At 68.1% G+C, this 19,469-nt stretch carries 15 protein-coding genes and 1 tRNA gene; 3 read left to right on the forward strand and 13 right to left on the reverse strand.

Features of this window, described 5'->3' with window-relative positions; genetic code table 11:
- Positions 1-1,260 (reverse strand): septum formation family protein, encoded by a 1,260-nt coding sequence (locus MMF96_RS12275; protein ID WP_256883697.1) that lies wholly within the window; start codon positions 1,258-1,260, stop codon positions 1-3.
- A gap of 316 nt (positions 1,261-1,576) precedes the next feature.
- Here MMF96_RS12275 and MMF96_RS12280 point away from each other — a divergent pair, with 316 nt between their 5' ends.
- The gene (locus MMF96_RS12280) at positions 1,577-1,807 is read left to right on the forward strand and encodes a DUF3073 domain-containing protein (protein WP_176616688.1); all 231 of its coding nucleotides are present in this window, start codon (positions 1,577-1,579) and stop codon (positions 1,805-1,807) included.
- Positions 1,808-2,096: 289 nt separating this feature from the next.
- Here MMF96_RS12280 and purM read toward each other — a convergent pair whose 3' ends face one another.
- The 7 genes from purM to MMF96_RS12315 all read right to left on the reverse strand — a co-directional run bounded on the left by purM (position 2,097) and on the right by MMF96_RS12315 (position 9,784).
- Positions 2,097-3,242, reverse strand: coding sequence for a phosphoribosylformylglycinamidine cyclo-ligase (gene purM / locus MMF96_RS12285; protein ID WP_176616687.1), 1,146 nt, complete (start codon positions 3,240-3,242; stop codon positions 2,097-2,099).
- 23 nt (positions 3,243-3,265) lie between these two features.
- The gene (gene purF, locus MMF96_RS12290; RefSeq protein ID WP_176616686.1) at positions 3,266-4,831 is read right to left on the reverse strand and encodes an amidophosphoribosyltransferase; all 1,566 of its coding nucleotides are present in this window, start codon (positions 4,829-4,831) and stop codon (positions 3,266-3,268) included.
- Between the two features lie 53 nt (positions 4,832-4,884).
- Positions 4,885-5,190, reverse strand: coding sequence for a hypothetical protein (locus tag MMF96_RS12295; protein ID WP_176616685.1), 306 nt, complete (start codon positions 5,188-5,190; stop codon positions 4,885-4,887).
- Positions 5,191-5,208: 18 nt separating this feature from the next.
- The gene (locus MMF96_RS12300; protein WP_176616684.1) at positions 5,209-5,565 is read right to left on the reverse strand and encodes a sterol carrier family protein; all 357 of its coding nucleotides are present in this window, start codon (positions 5,563-5,565) and stop codon (positions 5,209-5,211) included.
- Positions 5,566-5,576: 11 nt separating this feature from the next.
- On the reverse strand, positions 5,577-6,581 hold the full coding sequence (locus MMF96_RS12305) for an asparaginase (protein ID WP_176616683.1): 1,005 nt from the start codon (positions 6,579-6,581) through the stop codon (positions 5,577-5,579).
- A 65-nt stretch (positions 6,582-6,646) separates the two neighbouring features.
- Positions 6,647-7,198 (reverse strand): hypothetical protein, encoded by a 552-nt coding sequence (locus MMF96_RS12310; RefSeq protein WP_176616682.1) that lies wholly within the window; start codon positions 7,196-7,198, stop codon positions 6,647-6,649.
- Positions 7,199-7,231: 33 nt separating this feature from the next.
- Positions 7,232-9,784, reverse strand: a complete 2,553-nt coding sequence (locus tag MMF96_RS12315; RefSeq protein WP_256883698.1) for a S1 family peptidase — start codon at positions 9,782-9,784, stop codon at positions 7,232-7,234.
- A 234-nt stretch (positions 9,785-10,018) separates the two neighbouring features.
- Here MMF96_RS12315 and purD point away from each other — a divergent pair, with 234 nt between their 5' ends.
- Positions 10,019-11,311 (forward strand): phosphoribosylamine--glycine ligase, encoded by a 1,293-nt coding sequence (purD, locus tag MMF96_RS12320; RefSeq protein ID WP_256883699.1) that lies wholly within the window; start codon positions 10,019-10,021, stop codon positions 11,309-11,311.
- Between the two features lie 12 nt (positions 11,312-11,323).
- Complete coding sequence (locus MMF96_RS12325; RefSeq protein WP_176616679.1) at positions 11,324-12,247, forward strand: phosphoribosylaminoimidazolesuccinocarboxamide synthase; 924 nt, start codon at positions 11,324-11,326, stop codon at positions 12,245-12,247.
- Here the strand turns inward: MMF96_RS12325 and MMF96_RS12330 are convergent.
- The 5 genes from MMF96_RS12330 to MMF96_RS12350 form a co-directional block, all read right to left on the reverse strand.
- Positions 12,244-13,506 (reverse strand): helix-turn-helix transcriptional regulator, encoded by a 1,263-nt coding sequence (locus tag MMF96_RS12330; RefSeq protein ID WP_176616678.1) that lies wholly within the window; start codon positions 13,504-13,506, stop codon positions 12,244-12,246. The genes MMF96_RS12325 and MMF96_RS12330 overlap by 4 nt on opposite strands.
- 169 nt (positions 13,507-13,675) lie before the next feature.
- Positions 13,676-15,688 carry a DUF6541 family protein gene (locus MMF96_RS12335; protein WP_176616677.1) on the reverse strand — a complete coding sequence of 671 codons (2,013 nt, stop codon included), beginning with the start codon at positions 15,686-15,688 and terminating at the stop codon, positions 13,676-13,678.
- 164 nt (positions 15,689-15,852) lie between these two features.
- On the reverse strand, positions 15,853-17,535 hold the full coding sequence (locus MMF96_RS12340; RefSeq protein ID WP_176616676.1) for an APC family permease: 1,683 nt from the start codon (positions 17,533-17,535) through the stop codon (positions 15,853-15,855).
- A 299-nt stretch (positions 17,536-17,834) separates the two neighbouring features.
- A tRNA-Pro gene (locus tag MMF96_RS12345) sits at positions 17,835-17,911 on the reverse strand.
- A 179-nt stretch (positions 17,912-18,090) separates the two neighbouring features.
- Positions 18,091-18,900: an enoyl-CoA hydratase/isomerase family protein gene (locus tag MMF96_RS12350; RefSeq protein WP_176616675.1), complete on the reverse strand. Its 810-nt coding sequence runs from the start codon at positions 18,898-18,900 to the stop codon at positions 18,091-18,093.
- Between the last annotated feature and the right edge of the window lie 569 nt (positions 18,901-19,469).

The raw sequence follows: 19,469 nt of genomic DNA on the forward strand, positions 1-19,469 counted from the left end.
CTACTGGACCAGGCTCGCCGTGATGTTGTTGCCCGCAGGGTCGACGGCGATGCACTGGACCAGGCGGTCGCCGGTGCTCCACGAATTGCCCGTGGGGAAGTACTGGAACACCTGGAGCCCGCTGTATTTCCTGGCCGCGTCCGTGATGGGGGCGTCCTTGCACAGCTGGCTGGCCTTGGCCCTTACGGCGGCGTCTCCGGGGAAGGACCCGGCCTGTCCGTACTCGGAGGAGGCAACCACCTGGGCGGAGTGCGGTGAACTGCACAGCACGACGTCGGTCGGCGTGATTTGGGTTGCGTTGAAGCTGCGGAGGCAGTCGCCGTCGAGCCAGTTCCCCGGCTGCGCCTGCGGAACGATGATCCCGCCCGAGCCACCGGCATCCGCCGGGGCGACAGCCTCGGAACTGGCGGCACCGGACGCCGGGGCCGCGGCCTGGGTGCCGCCCTGGACCAGGCCCACCACCAGCCAGATCAGCAGGCCGACGAGGATGAGCCCCGCAACAACGATGGCGAGCACGATCAACAGCTTTCCTGCGTTTCCCTGCTGCCTGCCCGGCTCGGGCAGGGGAGCAGGCGGGCGCGACTGGGCCGTGCGGGGTGCTCCGGCCGGCTGGTCCGGTTGGCTCGGCTGAACGGCCGGCTGGGGCGTGTCCGGCGGCGGTGCGGCGTCGCCCTGGGCCTGCTGGCCCGGCGACTGCCACGCATTCGCCCTGGGCTGCCACGGGGTGGCCGACTGCTGCCACTGCGTGGTGGGCTGCTCCCACCGGGTCTCGGGGCGGCGCCAGCCGGACCCGTCATCTACCCCGCTGCCCACCCGGCGCGGGCCCCCTTCCGGTGCCGCCTCCGCCGCCTTCGGAGCTTCAGTTGCCTTCGGGGCCTGCTGTGTTGCCTTCGGGGCCTGCGCAGTCCCGTCATCCGCGTCCCAGTGGTGCTCGGGCGGGGGCACGGTAAAGTCCACGTCGGCGGCAGGCACCGAGGAGATGACCTCGGCGGCTCCCAGCTGCGTGGAGCGTTCGGCCTCGCGTTCAACCGCGGCAGCCTCCGCCTCCACCTGGTCCAGGTCGGCGCTGTCGGCAGCCTCCGCGCTGATCTTGGCATCCCCCAGTTGCGGTTCGGAAAACTCAAACTCGTCCCCGGCCACCTCCGGCTGCACCGGCGCCGCGTCGGGCGCAGCGGTCCCGGCGGACCCGCCGTCCGGCGACCGGCCCTCCACGGGTGGTTCCCCGGCAGGGGTCCCGTTTGCCTTGTCGTGTTCGCTCATGAAGAACTGGCCTTCCCTGGTGCGCCGGCTGCCGGCGCACTGCTTTGCCTGGACACAAGGAAATGTGCTTCGCCCAGGGCACAAATTATGGTCCCCCTGCAGGGGATAATTCCCCGTCTTATTCGACTCTATCGAATATTTCCCGGCCGTCACGGAAAAATAAGGGACCGCCCGTGGGCAGAACGATCCGGCGGCGGGAGCAGCCGCTGCGGATGTCATGTAATCTAGGAGTACGACAAATTGACCGAATATTCCGGAGCCTCGCTCTCAGCCCGAGCGACCACCTCCGGTCCAAGTGTAAAAAGGGGGTCACGCCATGGGGCGCGGCCGTCAAAAGGCGAAGGCAACCAAGCAGGCTCGGGACATCAAGTACTACTCCCCGAACACTGACTATTCAGCTCTGCAAAAAGAGCTCGGTGGAACTACTCGGCGAGCCCCGAGCCGTCACATTGAGGTTCCTGCAGAGCCTGACTACTCGGCATATGAAGACAAATATGCGGATCAGTTTGAGGACGACGACGAGGCAGACTCCCGCCGTATCGGCTAGGGGCGCTTAGCCCGACAAACGCAACAAACCCTGCACCATGCCTGGTGCGGGGATTTTGTTGTTCCCCAAATGCTCCCTAACCTCGTACCTCGGCCAGGGGCCCTCGCATTTGTGGGCCCACCCAATCCTCCCTAACCTCGTACCTCGGCCAGGGGCCCTCGCATTTGTGGGCCCACCCAATGCTCCCTAATCAAGAAGGACGGCGCTTGCGGAATACGACGGTGCCTTGACGCTGTCCATCCCGCAAGCGCCGTCCTTTGTGCGGAGGCGGCCGGTGAATCCAGTGAAACTAGGCCGCGTAGTCGCCCACGAGGCGGACGGCGCCGCCGTCGACGCCCTTGGCGCCCTGCGTGTAGTCGGAACCGGAGCGGTCCGCGTCGGAGTCCTCAGCGGCCACGGTGCCCATGACCCAGGACGGCAGGCCGCGGGCGTTCAGGCGCTCCACGGCGGCGTCGGCGGCGTCGGCGGAGACAACGGCCACCATGCCCACGCCCAGGTTCAGCGTGCGCTCCAGGTCGGCCAGCGGCACATTGCCCAGCTGCGAAACCAGGCTGAAGATGGCTGGCAGGCTCCACGTGGAGCGGTCCACCGTGGCCACAAGGCCCTGTGGCAGCACGCGGGCCAGGTTGGCGGCCAGGCCACCGCCGGTGACGTGGCTGAAGCCGTGCACGGCCTTTTCCGCGGTGACGGGCAGCAAGCGGGCCAGGTCCAGGCAGTCCGCAGCGTACACCCGCGTCGGTTCCAGCAGCTCCTCGCCCAGGGTGCGGCCAAACTCGGAGACCTGGCGGTCCAGCGCCCAGCCGGCGTGGTTGATGACGCGGCGCACCAGGGAGTAGCCGTTGGAGTGCAGGCCGGAGGAGGCCATGCCGATGATGACGTCGCCGGCGCGCACACGCTCGGGCCCCAGCAGAAGGTCCGCCTCGACAACGCCCGTGCAGGCACCCGCGACGTCGTATTCGTCGGGGGCCAGCAGGCCGGGGTGTTCGGCCGTCTCCCCGCCCACCAGGGCGGTGCCGGCCACGGTGCACGCGGACGCGATGCCGCGGACAATGTCCGCGATCCGCTCCGGGACCACCTTACCGGTGGCAATGTAGTCGGTCATGAACAGGGGTTCTGCGCCCACCACCACGATGTCGTCCACCACCATGCCGACCAGGTCAAAGCCGATGGTGTCGTGGATGTCCATGGCCTGGGCGATGGCCACCTTGGTGCCCACACCGTCCGTGGACGTGGCCAGGAAGGGCTTCTTGTAGCTGAGCAGCCTGGAGACGTCGTAGAGCCCGGCAAACCCGCCGAACCCGCCCACCACGGACGGGCCGTGCGTGGCCTTGACGGCTTCCTTCATGAGTTCGACGGCGCGGTCCCCGGCTTCGGTGTCCACCCCCGCACTGGCGTAGGTGATGGCGGTGTTGGATTCCTGGGAGGCGTTGGTCATGGCGTCTCTTCCTTGCAAGATTCTTAGGAACCGTCTGCGGCAGAACGGTCTTGGTCGGTCAGGATGGATTCCAGTTCCGCGTCAGGTCCCGGGTCGCAGCCGGTGGAAGTGGTGGAATCGCCGTCCCTGGTGCGTTCGAGCAGGTTCTTGCCCAGGCGGTCGCTGGAGGGCAGCTCGATCGGGTAGTTGCCGGTGAAGCAGGCCGTGCACAGTTGTTCGCGCGGCTGCAGCGTGGCGTCGATCATGCCGTCCTCGGAGATGTATGCGAGGGAGTCGGCGCCGATCGACTTGCTGATCTCGTCCACGGCGGCGCCGTTGGCGATCAGTTCGGCACGGGAGGCAAAGTCGATGCCGTAGAAGCATGGCCAGCGCACGGGCGGCGAGGAGATCTTCACATGGACTTCGGCGGCACCGGCCTCGCGCAGCATGCGCACCACCGCACGCTGGGTGTTGCCGCGGACAATGGAGTCATCCACCACCACAATGCGCTTGCCGCGGATCACCGATTCCAGGGCGTTGAGCTTGAGCCGGATGCCCAGCTTGCGCAGCGTTTCGCTGGGCTGGATGAAGGTGCGTCCCACATAGGCGTTCTTGACGAAGCCGTGGGCAAACGGGATGCCGGACTGTTCGGCATAGCCAATGGCTGCCGGGGTGCCGGATTCGGGCACGGGGATGACGAGGTCTGCCTCGGCACGGTTTTCGCGTGCCAGCTGGCGGCCCATCTCCACGCGGGATTCGTAGACGGAGCGTCCGGCAATCGTGGCGTCCGGACGGGCCAGGTAGACGTATTCGAAGACGCAGCCGGCCGGCGTGGCGGCGGCAAAACGCTGGGTGCGCACGCCATCTTCGTCAATGGCAATGAACTCGCCGGGTTCGATGTCGCGGATGAAGCTGGCGCCCATGGTGGCCAGGGCGGCGCCCTCCGAGGCCACGACCCAGCCGTTTTCCAGCCGGCCCAGCACCAGGGGGCGGACGCCGTGGGGGTCGCGGGCCGCGTAGAGCGTGTGCTCGTCCATGAAGACAAAGGAAAACGCGCCGTGGACCTTGGGCAGCAGCTCCATGGCCGTGGCTTCGAGCGAACGGCCCTCCCCGCCCCGGAGCAGGGTGGTGACCAGGGCCGTGTCCGTCGTGTTGCCCTGTGCCATTTCGCCGGAGGTGGGCACGCCGTACGCGGCGATCACCATCTCATGGAGTTCGGCGGAGTTGGTCAGGTTGCCGTTGTGCGCCAAGGCAACGGTGCCGGTGCTCGTTGCGCCGAGGGTGGGCTGGGCGTTGGCCCAGTTGGCGGCACCGGTGGTGGAATAGCGGCAGTGCCCCACTGCCATGTGCCCGGTCAGGGTGTTCAGGGTCGATTCGTCAAAGACCTGGGACACGAGGCCCATGTCCTTGTAGACGCTGATCCGGGAGCCGTCGCTGGTGGCGATTCCGGCTGATTCCTGGCCACGGTGCTGCAGGGAATACAGCCCGTAGTACGTTAGTTTGGCGACCTCTTCGCCTGGGGCCCAAATGCCCAGGACACCGCAGGCGTCCTGGGGGCCCTTTTCGCCGGGCAAAAGGTCATGTGATAATTTTCCGTCTCCGCGTGCCACGAGAAAATTGTCTCACGTAATGCCGGGCCCCTCTACCGCGTGACGCGGGCCACTCAGGCGGGCAGTTCGCCGGATTCGTCCTCCGGAACGGACTCAACCATGGCGGTGCCGGCGCGGCGGACGCTCTGGCGGTCGATGACCAGGGCCACCACGGCGCCGAGGCCGACCCCCGGGAGCATCAGCAGCACGGCGAAAAAGCCGAAGACGCTGCCGGCGTCGAACTGTTGCGCCCCGTTGGTGGTGAGTGTGAGGATCGCCGCCACAATCACGCCGACCACGGCACCGGCGATCATGAAGGGAACGTACTTGGGTGCACGGCGGACGGTGAGTTCGCGGCGCTCAACTGGCTGGGAAGTCATAGCTACAAGGGTACCCGCCTAGCGCAGCGGCAGTTCCCCGGAGAGGTCGGCCCGGAGCCCGGAGGCCGCCAGGAGGCCGCGTTCGACGGCGTCCCCCCAGGCGAGCTGTCCGGTCACCAGCGCAAGCCAGGTTCCGGCGTCGCACTCCACCACATTGGGCGGGGTGCCGCGCGTGTGGCGGGGGCCGGCAATGCACTGTGTGACCCCAAAGGGAGGCACCCGCACCTCCACGGAGTTCCCGGGGGCACGGGCGGCAAGCTCCTCCAGCGCGTACCGCACGGCCATGGCGGTCACGGCGCGGGACGCGCCGCCGAGGGTCCAGGCAGCGAGGGCGGCGCTGCCCTCGGCAGGGTCAATCCGTCGTCGGGCAGCCACCGGTGCGCCTTTCAGTCCAGGAGGGCACTGACGGCCTGGCCCAGGCGAAGGCTGCCGGCAGGCCGGCCGCCGCCCATGACCGGCGGCACCACCTTGTCCAATACGGCGGCCACTTCCGGCACGTCCAGGGCGCCGCAGGCCGCCAGCAGGGTCAGTGCCACGAGGGTGCCGGCGCGGCCGTTGCCGTCGAGCATCTTCACGGCCACGGAGGCGCCGGACGGGGTGGCCATCGCCAGCACGCCTTCGGCCCCCAATTTCGCCAGGACACCCAGTTCTTCCATGACCACGGTGTTTGGCCGGCCGTGGCCTTCCACGGCCCAGGGGTAGTCCAGCATGGAGGTGGCCACGGTGGCTGCGCGGGCGTTGGCCGACGTGTCCGACGGTGCCTTGGCCAGCGTGGTGAACGCCCGGGCCAGGCCTGTGAGCGTGACGGACATGACGGGCGCGCCGCAGCCGTCAACGCCCGTGTGGCGGACAGGCTGGCCGGTGTACTCCTCCAGCACCGTGCGCACGGCGCGCTGCATGGGGTGGTTGGGCTCCAGGTAGCCGGCCGTGTCCCAGCCGTTTTCGGTGCACGCCCACAGAAAGGCCGCGTGCTTTCCGGAGCAGTTCATGGCGAGTTTGGATTTGCCGCAGTCGCTGCGCAGCAGCCGGGCGCGTGCCGCGGGGTCGGCGGGCCAGGCGGCCGGGCAGCCCAGGTGTTTTTCGGTCAGCCCGGCGGCCTTGAGCATGCCGGAAACCACGTCCATGTGTTCCATCGAGCCGCTGTGGCTGCCGGCGGCGATGGCCACCTGCGCGCCGCGCAGCGGCACCCCGGACTGCATGGCGGCCAGGGCCTGGAAGGGCTTGACGGCGGACCTCGGGAAGATGGGGGAGCCGACGGCGCCCAGCTTCGTCACCACGGAGCCGTCGCCCGCCACGACCACGGCGGAACCAATGTGCCTCGACTCGACAAATCCACTGCGTTCCAGGACGGCGAGTTCGACGGCGTCGTGCGCCCGGAAGGTCTGGATCATGGTGTCATCCTAACGATTATTTTCGCCCCCGTGCCGGGCGGCGCGTCGCGCCCTGGCGTTATGTCCTATAGGGGGGTGGCCGGACCCGTGGAAACCCTGATGGCCAGGGGGACCTTTCCGGCGGGACGGGCCTGCGCAGCCGCGGCGGAGATGGCTTCGAGCTGCCCGGCGGCAACATAGATGGTGACGGTGCCGCTGCGCCCGTCCGGGATGATTTTGTAGATGGCGGCTGCCTGGTCGGGTGGCAGGGATGCCTGCCAGGCCGCAACGGACTTCAGGGCCGATTCCAGCTCGGCGGCATTGAAGGTGACCAGCTTGGGGATGGCGCCGGCAGCGGCGACGGTTTTCTCCGCTTCCGGGGTGGTGACCGCCACATGCAGGCGGCCACCCTCGATCCAGGAGTCGGAGTAGGCGCTGCCCAGCTTCGATTTCAAGGTGTCCTTGAGCGCCAGCAGCTCGGTGGAGGTCCGGGTTGCCGGGGTGGTTTCACTCGATTGCGGGCCCGTGGTGGACGTGCCGGGGCCGGCCGGGGCCTGCTCCTGTCCACATCCGGCCATGGCCAGCGCTCCCGTCATGGTGGCGGCAACGAGGACGGCCGCCATCTTCCTGCCTTTCATGTCTTGCTCCGTACTGTTGAAGGAGTGCTGCTGTCAGTGTGAGGCGTTGCGGCGGCGGAACAGCAGCAGCGCTGCCCCTGCCAGCAGCAGCACGCCGCCGGCGGCCGTGAGGGGGCCGGTGCCGGACGCTCCGGTCATGGCCAGGCTGCCGCCGTCCACCGAACCCTGGGCCGCCGGGGCGGCGGGCGCGGTGGGCTGCCCGGCGGCCGTTGGTGCGGCCAGGACCGTGAAGGACGACGCCGCTGCGGCGGACGTGAGCCCGTCAATGGTCTGGGTGGCCGAGATGCTGTGTGTGCCGGGTGCGAAAGAGGCACCGAGGGTGAGCTTCCACGTCCAGCCGGACACCTGGGCCTTGTACATCTGGCCGTCGACGGTGACGGACACGGAAGCGCCGGCGGCGCTGCTGCCGGAGAGGGACGACGGCGCGGCGGCCGCCGCAAAGCGCTGGCCGTTGGCCGGCGCGGTGACGGCCGGGGCGGCAGGGACAACAGTGAACCTGGCGGTGGCGGCCTGGGAATCATTCCAGTCCGCCAGTGACTGCTTGGCCGTGACGGAGTAGCGGCCCGCCGCAAGGGCGGGGGAAACCGCCACGGACCACTTCCCGTTGGCGTCCGCCACGGCGGTGCCGGTGATGGCGCCCAACGCCATGGCAGTGCCCGCGGCAGGCACGGCGGAGGTGCTCAGCGTGATGGTTGCGTGGGGCGTCCCGGTGCCCGTGACGGCCCGGACGGGGGCCGCAGCCGAGCCGTTGGGCGCGGGCGCGGTGATGGCCGGTGCGGGCAGCGTGCCCTTGACGACGGCCAGCGTGAAGCTGGAAGCCGCGGAAAGGCTGAAACCGTTCTTGGCCTGCGCGGAAAACGTAAAGGAACCGTAGGACCTTGGGGCCGCGAACGTGAAGTTGCCTGATGCGTCAACAGTGGCCGTGGTCTTTTTGCCGGCAAGGGTGATGACTGCCACCGTGCCCGCCGGGGCGCCCGCCACCGTGCCGGTGATGGTGCCGCCGGGGCGGATGGTCCCGTGGTTGGCGGGGGTGTCCAACGTGGGGGTGTTGAGATGGATCTTGACGGTGTAGCCGTCAGTTGCATTCAACGCGGTCACCAGGTCGGCGCTGTAGGCCCAGGCCGTGCCGGATGGGTCCGTGCCGCCGGCACTGGTCATGCCCACGGCCGTGGTGCCGGAGATGACCGGGCCGCCGGAATCGCCCGGACCGCTGGCCATCGTGGTCGAGCCAAAGCCCCGCACGGCGCGGACATCAGCGATGCTCTGGGGGTCCTGGACGCCGCCGACCAGGAAGACGCCCACCTCCGCAACGGTGCCGCAGGTCCAGCCGGTGGTGCGGCCGGACTTGCAGATGTCGGAGCCAATGATGGCGGAGGAAACCCCGGTGACCTTGGTGGCCGGGGCCGTAAGGTTGGCCGGGTCGGACCAGTGCGTGACCAACGGAAGCTGGTTCAAGCCCGGGGCCAGGCTGTCAATGACGGAGACGTCGGTGCCGATGTTGCCCAGGTCGTTCTGGCCGGTGGTCGGGTCAAAACCAGTGACGGCGCTGTTGCCGGGACCGCCGAACTGGGAAAAGCCAAACGTGCCCAGGGCGCCGATCAGGCCGATGGTCGGGCTGCCGGACCTGCCGGCCGGGTCCAGCCGGGGATCGGTCAGCTGCGGGTGCTTCAGCGCCCCGTCCTCGGTGCAGTGCCCTGCGGAGATGATTGCGGGGTTGCCGTTCCTGTCAAAGCCGTTCCAGCCGACGGAGCAGGTGTCATACTCATTGCCGGAGACCTGGGTGGCGTAACCCTGTCCGTTCACCACGTCGCCTGCGTAGGCGGTGGCCGGTCCGGCGGCCGCCTTGACCACCACGTTTCCGTAGTGGGCGGCAAAGGCAGCCACGGAATCCGTCGGTGCCGTGGCCGCGGCCATCGGGGCCGCGGTGGGCGGCACCGTGGCAGGTGCGGCGTCGGCCGTGGCCGGATCGCCGGTGCGGATGACGTAGTCGCCGGCGGCGTTGACCATGATGGACTGCAGCTTCCGGACGCCGAAGGCCTTGACATATTCAGCGAACAATCCGTCGATTCCGGGGGCGGCGGCCTTCGCCGCAGCGGCATCCGGCGCCTTTTCCGGCACGATGGTGACCTTGGTGGTGCCGGCTGCCTGCCGGGCCGCCGCGGGGGATGACGTCACCACTTTCAGGGCGTTCCCGACCACGGAAACCACTGACGCGGGGTCGCTCTTCCTGAGCTCGGCCTCGACGCCGGCCGCCTTGCCGGCCAGCTCGCCGTTGGCGTCAAACTCGGCAACCGTCTTGCCCAGGTCGCGCTTGATGGCCTCCGCGAGGCCCTCCTGCTGCGCGGCCGGGCTTTCGGTGGCGGCCGCCGCGGGCGTGCCGGTCGTGGGGGAGGCACTGGCGGTGGCGGCACTCGTGGGGGAGGCCGCCGTCGTGGGGGAGTCCGTGCTGGACTGGGTGGCCGCCGTCGGCCCGCTTTGCGGCTCGGCGTAGGCGGCGCCGGCAGCAAAGGTGCTGCCGATCACCACGGCAACGGCGGCGCAGGCCGCACCTCCGCGCCCAAGGAAAGCGCGTGTGGTTGCGTGCATGAACTTGCCCCCCCTGAAAGTTTCGGTCGGGCGGATGGCATTCAACGCCCGGGCGCCCGGTCCTCGTAAGCTATCAAGCCGGCCTGTGCAGGGCAATGACATCGTGCCGTTGCGGTGGCATGTTGCGTGCGGCCGCAACGGTTCCGCGGGGGCAGCGGTGCCCATTGACGGGGCGGCCGTCCCATGCCTGCGGCACTTTACGGGCCCGGGCGCGAAGCACAGTACCCTTGTAGCGTGAAGGTCCTAGTGATTGGCCCGGGCGGCCGCGAACATGCCATTGTCCGATCCCTGCTGAGTGATCCCAGCGTGACGGAGGTCCATGCGGCTCCCGGCAACGCCGGAATCTCCGAAATTGTGCCCACGCACAGGATCGACGCCAACGATCCGGCTGCCGTGACGGCCCTCGCGGTGAAGCTCGAGAGCGACCTGGTGGTGGTGGGGCCAGAGGCCCCGCTGGCCGCGGGCGTGGCCGACGCCGTACGGGCGGCAGGCATCCCCGTGTTTGGCCCCAGCCGGGAGGCAGCGCAGCTGGAGGCCTCCAAGGCCTTTGCCAAGGCCGTCATGGCCGAGGCCCAGGTGCCCACCGCCATGGCCAAGGTCGCCGCCACCCCCGACGAGGCGGCAGACGCCCTCGACACCTTCGGGGCGCCCTACGTGGTCAAGGACGACGGGCTGGCCGCCGGCAAGGGCGTGGTGGTCACTTCCGACCGTGCCGAGGCACTGGCGCACGCACAAAGCTGCTTTGACGCCGGAGGCACCGTGGTCATCGAGGAATTCCTGGACGGGCCCGAAGTGTCACTCTTTGTCCTCGCCGACGGCCGGACCGTGGTGCCGCTGGCACCTGCCCAGGACTTCAAGCGCATCTTCGACGGCGACGAAGGCCCCAACACCGGCGGCATGGGCGCGTACTCGCCGCTGGAGTGGGTGCCGGAGAACCTGGTCCAGGATGTCATCGACCGTGTTGCCCAGCCCACCATCGATGAAATGGCCCGCCGGGGCACGCCGTTTACGGGCGTCCTGTACTGCGGGCTGGCGCTGACCAGCCGCGGCACCCGGGTCATTGAATTCAACGCCCGCTTCGGCGACCCCGAGACGCAGGCCGTCCTGGCGCGTCTCAAGACGCCGTTGGGCGGCCTTCTGCTGGCCGCGGCGAAGGGCCAGCTCGGGGAAGTGGACGAACTCCGCTGGTCGCCCGAGACCGCCGTGGCCGTGGTCCTGGCCAGCGCCAACTACCCCGATTCCCCGCGCACCGGCGACCGCCTCCGCGGGCTGAAGAAAGCGCGGCGCCTGGAAGGTGTGCACGTGCTCCATGCCGGCACGGCCCTGGACGACGACGGCAACACCGTCAGCGCCGGCGGGCGCGTCTTGGCCGTGGTCGGCCTGGGCACCGATCTCGAGGATGCCCGTGAGCGGGCCTATGCGGGCATCGCGCAAATCTCCCTGGACGGGGGCCAATACCGGACCGACATCGCAGCCAAGGCCGCGCGAGGCGAAATCACCGTGGCCGGCCCGGCCGCCCAGGCATAAGGACGAGAAAAGATGACTTCGGCACCAACGACTGCAACCCAGCTGCCCGGCTGGGAACACATCTACTCCGGCAAGGTCAGGGACCTCTACCGGCCCGCGGCCGGCGGCCCAGGGCCGTTCGCCGGCCGGACCGACGTCGTACTGGTGGTGGCAAGCGACAGGATCAGCGCCTTTGACACCATCCTGGCCACCGAAATCCCGGACAAGGGGCGCGTCCTGACCCAGCTGAGCCTGTGGTGGTTTGACCAGCTCGACGTCCCGAACCACCTCGTGGCCACCACGGTGGCCGACGGCGTCCCGGCGGGGGTTGCCGGGCGGGCCATGGTCTGCAAAAAGCTGGACATGTTCCCCATCGAGTGCATCGCTCGCGGCTACCTGACGGGATCGGGGCTGCTGGAGTACCGCCGGCAGCAGACCGTGTGCGGGCTGCCGCTGCCGGCTGGGCTGGAGGACGGCTCCCGCCTGGAGCAGGCCATCTTCACGCCGTCGGCGAAGGCCGAGGTGGGCACGCATGATGAAAACATCACCTTTGAAGCCATGGTGGACACGGTCGGCGCGGAATCAGCCGGCACGCTGCGCAGCCTGACGCTGGAAATCTATGCCAAGGCCGAAGCGGTGGCGCGCAGCCGCGGGATCGTCCTGGCGGACACCAAGGTGGAGTTCGGCACCGACCCGGCCACCGGCACCGTCACCCTGGGCGACGAGGTCCTCACCCCGGATTCCTCGCGCTTCTGGGACGCCGAACTGTGGTCCCCGGGGCGGGCGCAGCCCAGCTTCGACAAGCAGTACGTGCGCGACTGGCTCACCAGTGCCGCATCCGGCTGGGACCGGAACTCGGACACGCCGCCGCCGGCGCTGCCCGCCGACGTCGTCGAACGCACCCGCGCCCGGTATGTGGAAGCCTATGAGCGCCTGACCGGCAGGACGTTCAGCTAGCTGCCGCTCCGGCTGCCGGACCGGCGTAGCGACTCGATCTCCACAATGCTTTCCGTGACCTGGGAGATCTTGTCCGTGGCGCCGGCCTCAGTGAACCGGGCCTTGGCCTCGTTGAAGGCGGCCAAGGCCTCTTCGGTGCGGTCCTGCGCCTTGAGCACCTTGCCCAGCAGCATCGCGGTGTCCCCGGCGATGTGCGTGGCCAGGGTTTCGCGTTCGGAGCCGATGCTTTCCAGCAGCGCCAGAGCCCCCGTCATGTCGCCGTTGAGATAGAGCCAGCGGGCCCGCAACAGCACCACCTCCAGCGTCTCGGTGCGCGTGGCGCCCACCACGGAATGCGCCAGTTCGCTGCGTTCGATCGCCTCGAGCGTGGCCGGCTCCACAATCCCGGCGGCCAGCCGGACCCAGGCGGTGGCCTTGTTGAACTGGGCCCACCGGGCCAGGTCCTGCGTGGGCGAGAGCAGCCGGCCGGCCTGGGCGTGGTGGAACAGCCCGGTGTTGACGTCCTGGCGGATGAACGCGACGTTGCCGATGACCCAGTGGATTTCCCCCGCCAGCTGCGACGGCGTGGCATCCGTGACAGCCTCGGCCAGCGTCAGGCAGTGCTGCCAGGCAGCTTCGAGGTCGCCGGCCTCGGCCAGCGCGCCCACGAGGGTCTGCATGGCAATCAGGTAGGCGGTATATTCCTCGTCGGTGTCGCCGGAGCCGATTTCGACGGCGAGCGTGGCCTCTTCGATGGCCTCGGGCAGGCGGCCCAGGCTCAGCAGCGCGGAGGACATGCTCTGGCGGGTGCGCAGCGTCAGCGCATCGCTGTCGGAGGTAAGGGCGTGGCCCAGCAGCGCCTGGAGGACCTCGAGGGCCTCGGCCTGGCCCCCGCAGCGCAGCAGCGAGTTCGCCTGCAGGTAGGCCATGTTCCACCACGTGACGGCGTCGTGGCTGGCAAGTGCCTTCTCGGCGGCGGCACCGGCGCTTTGGGCGGCACCCACATAGTCGCGGGTGTCCCAGCACTGGCGTGCGTATAGGGAGGCAATCAGGTAGCCGCTTTCCTCCGCGGAGATGGGCTGCATCCATTCCTCGATGGAGTGCGGTGCCAGCTGCAGCTGGAGGGAGAGCTGCTTGATGATTTCAACGGTTGGTTCCCGGCGCCCGTTTTCGAGCAGGGAGATGTAACTGGCCGAGTACAGCGCACCGCCCAGCTCGGACTGGGTGAGGTTCCTTGCCAGGCGTTCCTGCCGTAGTCGAACGCCAAAACTGCTGCCCACTATGGTCTCCTCTTGCAAACCGCCGTGCCGACAAACTGCGGCATCAGTGCGAATCTTATTAACAACTCTAAACGCTATGACTAGTTTGTGATAACCATCTACAAATGTTGTCAACCAGGCTTGTCAGGGCAGCGACCCTCCGGTGCGCCGCAGCGGTTTGGAACGGGGCCTACACGGGCACGCCGGCGCACAGCGTCAGCTTGTACAAGGCGGCATGTCCGTCCCGTGCCACGAGCGTGAAACCCTGGGTCCCGGACGCCAGGGTGACGCCGGGGTACAGAGAGCGGGGGTTGTTGAAGGCCGGGATGTAATCGGTGCCAAAGTCCAGCAGGTACGTCACGCCCAGGCGCTTGGCGGCGGCGCACACCGCCTGGTCGCTGCCCACGCGGTTGAGCCAGAAGCGCAGCGTGTATTGGTCTGCCGTGAGGCTGCCCTGGGAGCTGTAGGGAAAGAGCATGTGCCGGCCGGCCAGGGCCATGGCCAGGGCCGAGCCGTTGTACGGGTTGTTGGCGATGACGTCCTTCGGCGTGGTGAGGGAGTCGAGCCGGTGGATCAGCGCCAGCTCCTGGGCATCCACCTGGGCCAGGCTGTCCGGCTTCGCCGGGACGTTGTACATCTGCCCCACGGCGCCGGCCATCTGCCAAAAGCCGGGGTTTGAGAAGGCGAGGACGACGGCGAGGGCCGCTGCCGCCGTCGTCGTCCCCCCGCGCCGGGAGACCAGGCGGACGCGCGGGTGCCTGGTGGGGAGCCAGCCGGCCAGGCGGTCCACCCCCAGGGCGGCGAGGGGGACGGCGACCAACGGCATCAGGGCCGCGATCCGTTCCGGGTTGTCCCACCACGGGGCCATGACCACGTTGGCCGCGGGCAGGTTGGTGCCGGAGGACAGCGGGTAGGTGAAGGCGACCAGCAGCAGCGAGGCCGGCACCCAGCGCCTGCCGTGGACCTTGGCCGCCGTCCACGCACCGGCCAGCACCAGCAGGAGCAGGGCTGCGGCCGGGAACCAGATGGGGGCCGGTGCCTGGGTGATGTTGCGCAGGAAGGCCAGCGGGAACGGCAGGAACGCCGGGCTGGTGTAGTTGAACAGACCCCTGACTTGGGGCAGGGACAGCAGGCCGCCCGCCACGGCGGCCACCGACGCCGCCAGCACGGCGGCGCGTGTCCAACCCTGGCCGCGGCTGTCCGCGAACCCCTTGCGCAGCCACAGCCACACCCGCTGGACCAGCAGGGGGGTGAGCACCAGCAGGATGCTGAACACGCCGTTGGGTTGGGCCATGGCCAGCCCCGGCAGGAACAGCACAATTGCCGCCAGCGCCAGGGCCGGTTCCAGCGGCGGGCGAGCGGATGGGCTGAGGATCAGCAGCACCAGGGCCGCGCCGGCGGGAACCAGCGCGTTGGAGAGCATGTTCGGGTAGGCGGAGCCGTATTGGAGCAGCAGGTAGGGGAACGCGGGAAACGCGGCGGCGAGGGCGCCTGCCGCCAGCAGCATGACGCGCCGTTCGCCAAACACGGTCCGGGCCAGGAACACGCAAGACAGCGGCCAGACGAGCCCGGCCACCGCCAGCCAGAGGATGTTCGTGGCCGCCGGGACGCTGATCCCGGTCGAGATCACCAGCAGGCTCGCCAGCCCGTGCCAGGCGCCGGGGTAAAACACCGAGGCTCCGGCAGGCAGGATGAACCCGGAGATGGCGAACGACGACGCATTCCGGGTCTCCACGGCATATTCCGTGGCGTTGAGATGGAACACGGAGTCGTAGCCCTGGGTGAACTGCCCGGGGCTGGGCGAGACGACCACCAGGAACACCGTGGTGACGGCCAGCGCCACCAGGACACCGGCGACGGCGGCCTGCAGGGTTGCGCGGGACGCCCTCCGCCGGTGCGGGGCGGCGGGGCCGGCCGGGACCGCCCCGGCCGCCGGCTGCAGGGCCGGAATGAAACGGCGGGCCAGCCAGGCGGCCGCCGTGGCGATGGCCGTGCCCAGCAGCAGCACGGGCCAGCCCCACGGCAGGTGGATGAGTGGTGCCACCACCGCGCTGACGGCCGCCACCGAGACGGACACGGCAGGTGCCAGGCACAGTGCGGGGAGGCCGCGGATGCGCAGCGCCGTGACGACGGCGGCGCCGGGCACGCCAAGGATCAGCAGGGCCATGCCGAACGCGGGCACGGCCTCGAGCCATGAGGTCACGCCGGTGCCCCTGAACTGTTGAGGTCGATGTCAGGGCACCTGGAACGTGGCGGGGGCACCGGGCCGGGCCGGCGTGCCGGCCCGGCTGCCATTCCGGGCGCCAGTATCGTGGCCGCCCATCGGTGCCAGTGTCTCAGTCATGCCCCCCATTGTATCCGGGCAGCCTAGACGGCCAGTTCCTCCTCGTCGCGCGACTCCTCCTCGGCGTCGTCGATGTACTGCTGCACCTTGGCCAGCGGCAGGTGCGAGTTCAGGGCGAGGATGAAAACCACCACGGTGATGACTGCGTTGCTGAGGAAGGCCCACCAGAACAGGACCGGGTGCTCGGCGGGATCCATCAACCAGCTTTGCACCCCGACCAGGACGAGCCACGGGATCAGCCAGATGGCGCCGGCCCTGAAGTCCAGCTTCGGCTTGGTTTTGCGGTCGCCGGTGAATTCGAAGATGACCAGCAGGATGTAGCCGAGCAGGATGGTGATGAAGATCTTCATGTTGGTGGTCCACCCGCCCCAGTACACGATCAGGTTTGCACAATAGAACGCGATCAGCGGGATGGTGTAGCCGCCCGGGAGCTTGAAGGGGCGGGCCCGGCCGGCCATTTGACGCCGCAGCGTGGCCACCACCAGCGGGCCGGAGCCAAAGGACAGCACCGTGGCGGAGGTGATGAAGCCGACCAGCTGTTGCCAGCTCGGGAACGGCAGGAACATCACCAGCCCCACCAAAAAGGTCAGGAAGAGGCTCCAGTGAGGCACGCCGTGGCTGTTGGTGCGGGCCAGCCAGCGCGGGGCATTGCCGTTTCGGCCCTGCGCGTAGGAGACGCGGGCGGCAATGGTGGTGTAGATCAGGCCGGTGTCGGTCGGGGAGATGATGGCGTCGGCATACAGCAGGTAGGCCAGCCAGGTCAGCCCGCCCATCGTGGCCAGGGCCGCGAGCGGGCCAAAGTCGTTGGTGAACGTCAAGTGCGACCAGCTGCCTGAGCTTTGCAGCACGTGCTCGGGGATGCCCATGGTGAAGGCCACCTGCAGCAGGGCGTAAATGACGGCCGTGATGCCCACGGAGCCGATGATGGCGAAGGGAATGTTGCGTTTCGGGTTCGACGTCTCACCGGCCAGTTCAATGCCCTGCCGGAAGCCGAGGAAGGAGAACGTGATGCCTGCGGTGGCGATGCAGGTAAAGATTGCGGGTGCGCCGGAGGGCGCAAAGCCCAATGATGTGAAGTTGTTCAGCGTGCCCATCTGCGTGGTGCCGAAGGCCATGACCAGGAACGTGGCGATGACCAGCAGGATGATGACGAGCTTCCACCACACCAGGACATTGTTGATCTGGGCGAACAGGCGAACACCGTAGTAGTTGATGACAACAAAGATGGCCATCAGGATCACGGCAATCAGGATGCCCACCGGCGTCAACGTGTGCACGGTGGTGTTGGCAACCCGCTGGGCGATGGTGAAGGGCGCGTATTTGGTGGCGTAGGTCAGTGCACCCATGACCTCGATGGCCGGGACGGCGGCGGAGCTGATCCAGGTGATGAAGCCCAGTGAATAGCTGGCGAAGGATCCCCACACCAGGTGGGGGTACCTGACCACGCCGCCGGAGATCGGGAACATCGGGCCGAGTTCGGCATAGCAAAGGCCGATCATCAGGACCATGAGTCCGGCGATCAGCCAGGAAAAGATTGCCGCGGGCCCGGCAATTTGTGAGGCGTTGTAGGCTCCGAACAGCCAGCCCGAGCCGATGATGGAGCCGATGGCGGTAAACAGTAGTCCGATCGGCCCCAGGTGCCGCTTGAGTTTGGTTCCTTGTTCGGGAGCCCCTCCCTGCTGTTTGCTTTCTTGTGTTGTGCTCATGGGAAAACCATCTCCTTTGGCGGTTCCGGTGCTGCGTGACCTAGGCTACACCCGGCGTTCGGCGTGCATTGGAGAGTTTGCTGGAGGTTTGCCATGAATTGTTTCGGTGCTCTTTGGGCGGCGTGTGGGGGTAGCCGTCATGTTTGCCGCATGTAAGGCGCAAGCGCGCAGGGGCAGCGCTGGGTGGAGTGTTTCGACGCGGGCGCGAGGCAGCCGGCGGGGCCGGAAACACTGGTCCCGGAAACACTGGTCCCGGAAACACTGAAGGCAGCGTCCGTGCGGACACTGCCTTCAGTTCTTGGTCGGGGTGACAGGATTTGAACCTGCGGCCTCGTCGTCCCGAACGACGCGCGCTACCAAGCTGCGCCACACCCCGATCCATTGCCCTTGACCGGCCATCAACTGATCCGCAAAAGCAACCTCTCAAGAGTAGCGGACGGATGCCCCTTACGCGAAATCGCCCGGCACGGCGCCGCGGCAAGGAGGCTTCGCTGGCGGTCCCGTTGCCCGGGAACGATGGGGGACTCCGGCAGGATTTCTTCCTTGCCGCCAAAGTCATGGCTCCGGGGCGGTGGCGGATGGAAAATTCGGCGCCCGTATTCCGCGGAGTGCGGCGACCCCCTCGAGCACATCCGGTCCCAGGAACCCGAGCATCTCGTAGGCTGCCGACTGGTCGAAAATCGGTCCGGCGGCGCGGAGCCAGCCGTTCATGGCCCGCTTGGTCAACTGGATCGCCGTTTGCGAGCCGTGTGCAAGGCCTGTGGCCACGCGCAGCGCCTCATCCAACACCTGCTCCCGGGGGACAGCCCGGCTGACCAGGCCAATCCGCTCGGCCTCCGCCCCGGTGAGCATCTCGCCGGTCAACAGGTAGTAACGGGCCTTGGCCATGCCCGCCAGAAGCGGCCAGATGATCGCTGCATGGTCGCCGGCGGCCACGCCCAGCTTGACGTGGCCGTCGCCGAGACGGGCGTCGTCGGCACAAATGGAGATGTCTGCAAGCAGGGCAACGGCGAGCCCGGCGCCAACGGCCACCCCGTTGATGGCCGCGACCACGGGTTTGTCGCAATTGACGATGCCGTAGACCAACTGGCTCATTTCGGCGAGCATGTGCCTCACGCGGTCGGAATTGCCGGCCAGCCGCTCCACCATGTCGAGGTCGCCGCCGGCACTGAAGGCCGTGCCGGCGCCGGTAATGACGGCCACGCGCGTTTGGGGGTCGTTGGCGACGTCCCGCCATACCCGTGCGAGTTCGCCGTGCATCTGCTCGTCGGTGGCGTTAAGCTTCTCCGGCCGGTTCAAGGTGACCAGCAGGATGCCGTCGCCAGGCCGGCTGAAGGCCAGCTGCTGGTAAGTGGACGGCATCATGTGCATCGCCTCTTCGGGTCGTTTCCGTAGTGACGTGCCGGCCAGCCGCCGCGCCCTGCTGACGGTGCGGGCGTGATGGCTGTTTCGGCACTTGTGACGTCTGCTGCATACGCAATGAATTTTAATTCGGTGTTGCGTGGCTGTCGATGAATTTGCGGCTTACATGCATAGGCCGGCGCCAGGTTCTTGATGCAGGCGGAGGGCGCGCTGCCGATTCAAGAGTGCCCCGCCGTCGTCCTTGCAGTGCGGCCGGACCCCCTACATACCTGCCGGCGGGCGGTCGGAACAGCAGTTTGGCATCCGCCAACAAGAATCGAAAAGTCCTTTGATTACGTAAAAACATCCTAATGTCAGGACAAACCCTTGACTTTAGTGACGGGGATCACGATGATCTATGTAGCGGAATATACGGGCCGGGCGCGGACGCTTGGCAGAAACCCCAAATGAAGGAGACCGCAAGTGAGGAAGATCCCGTGGCGGAAGGTGGCGGTGGTTGCCGTCGTGGTGCCGATGTTGGCACTGAGTGCGTGTTCAAGCAGTGGCGGGCGGCCGGCTGCCAGTGCCGCAGC

Origin of the sequence: Arthrobacter sp. STN4, assembly GCF_024539665.1 — a bacterium.
In the GTDB taxonomy this organism is placed as follows: domain Bacteria; phylum Actinomycetota; class Actinomycetes; order Actinomycetales; family Micrococcaceae; genus Specibacter.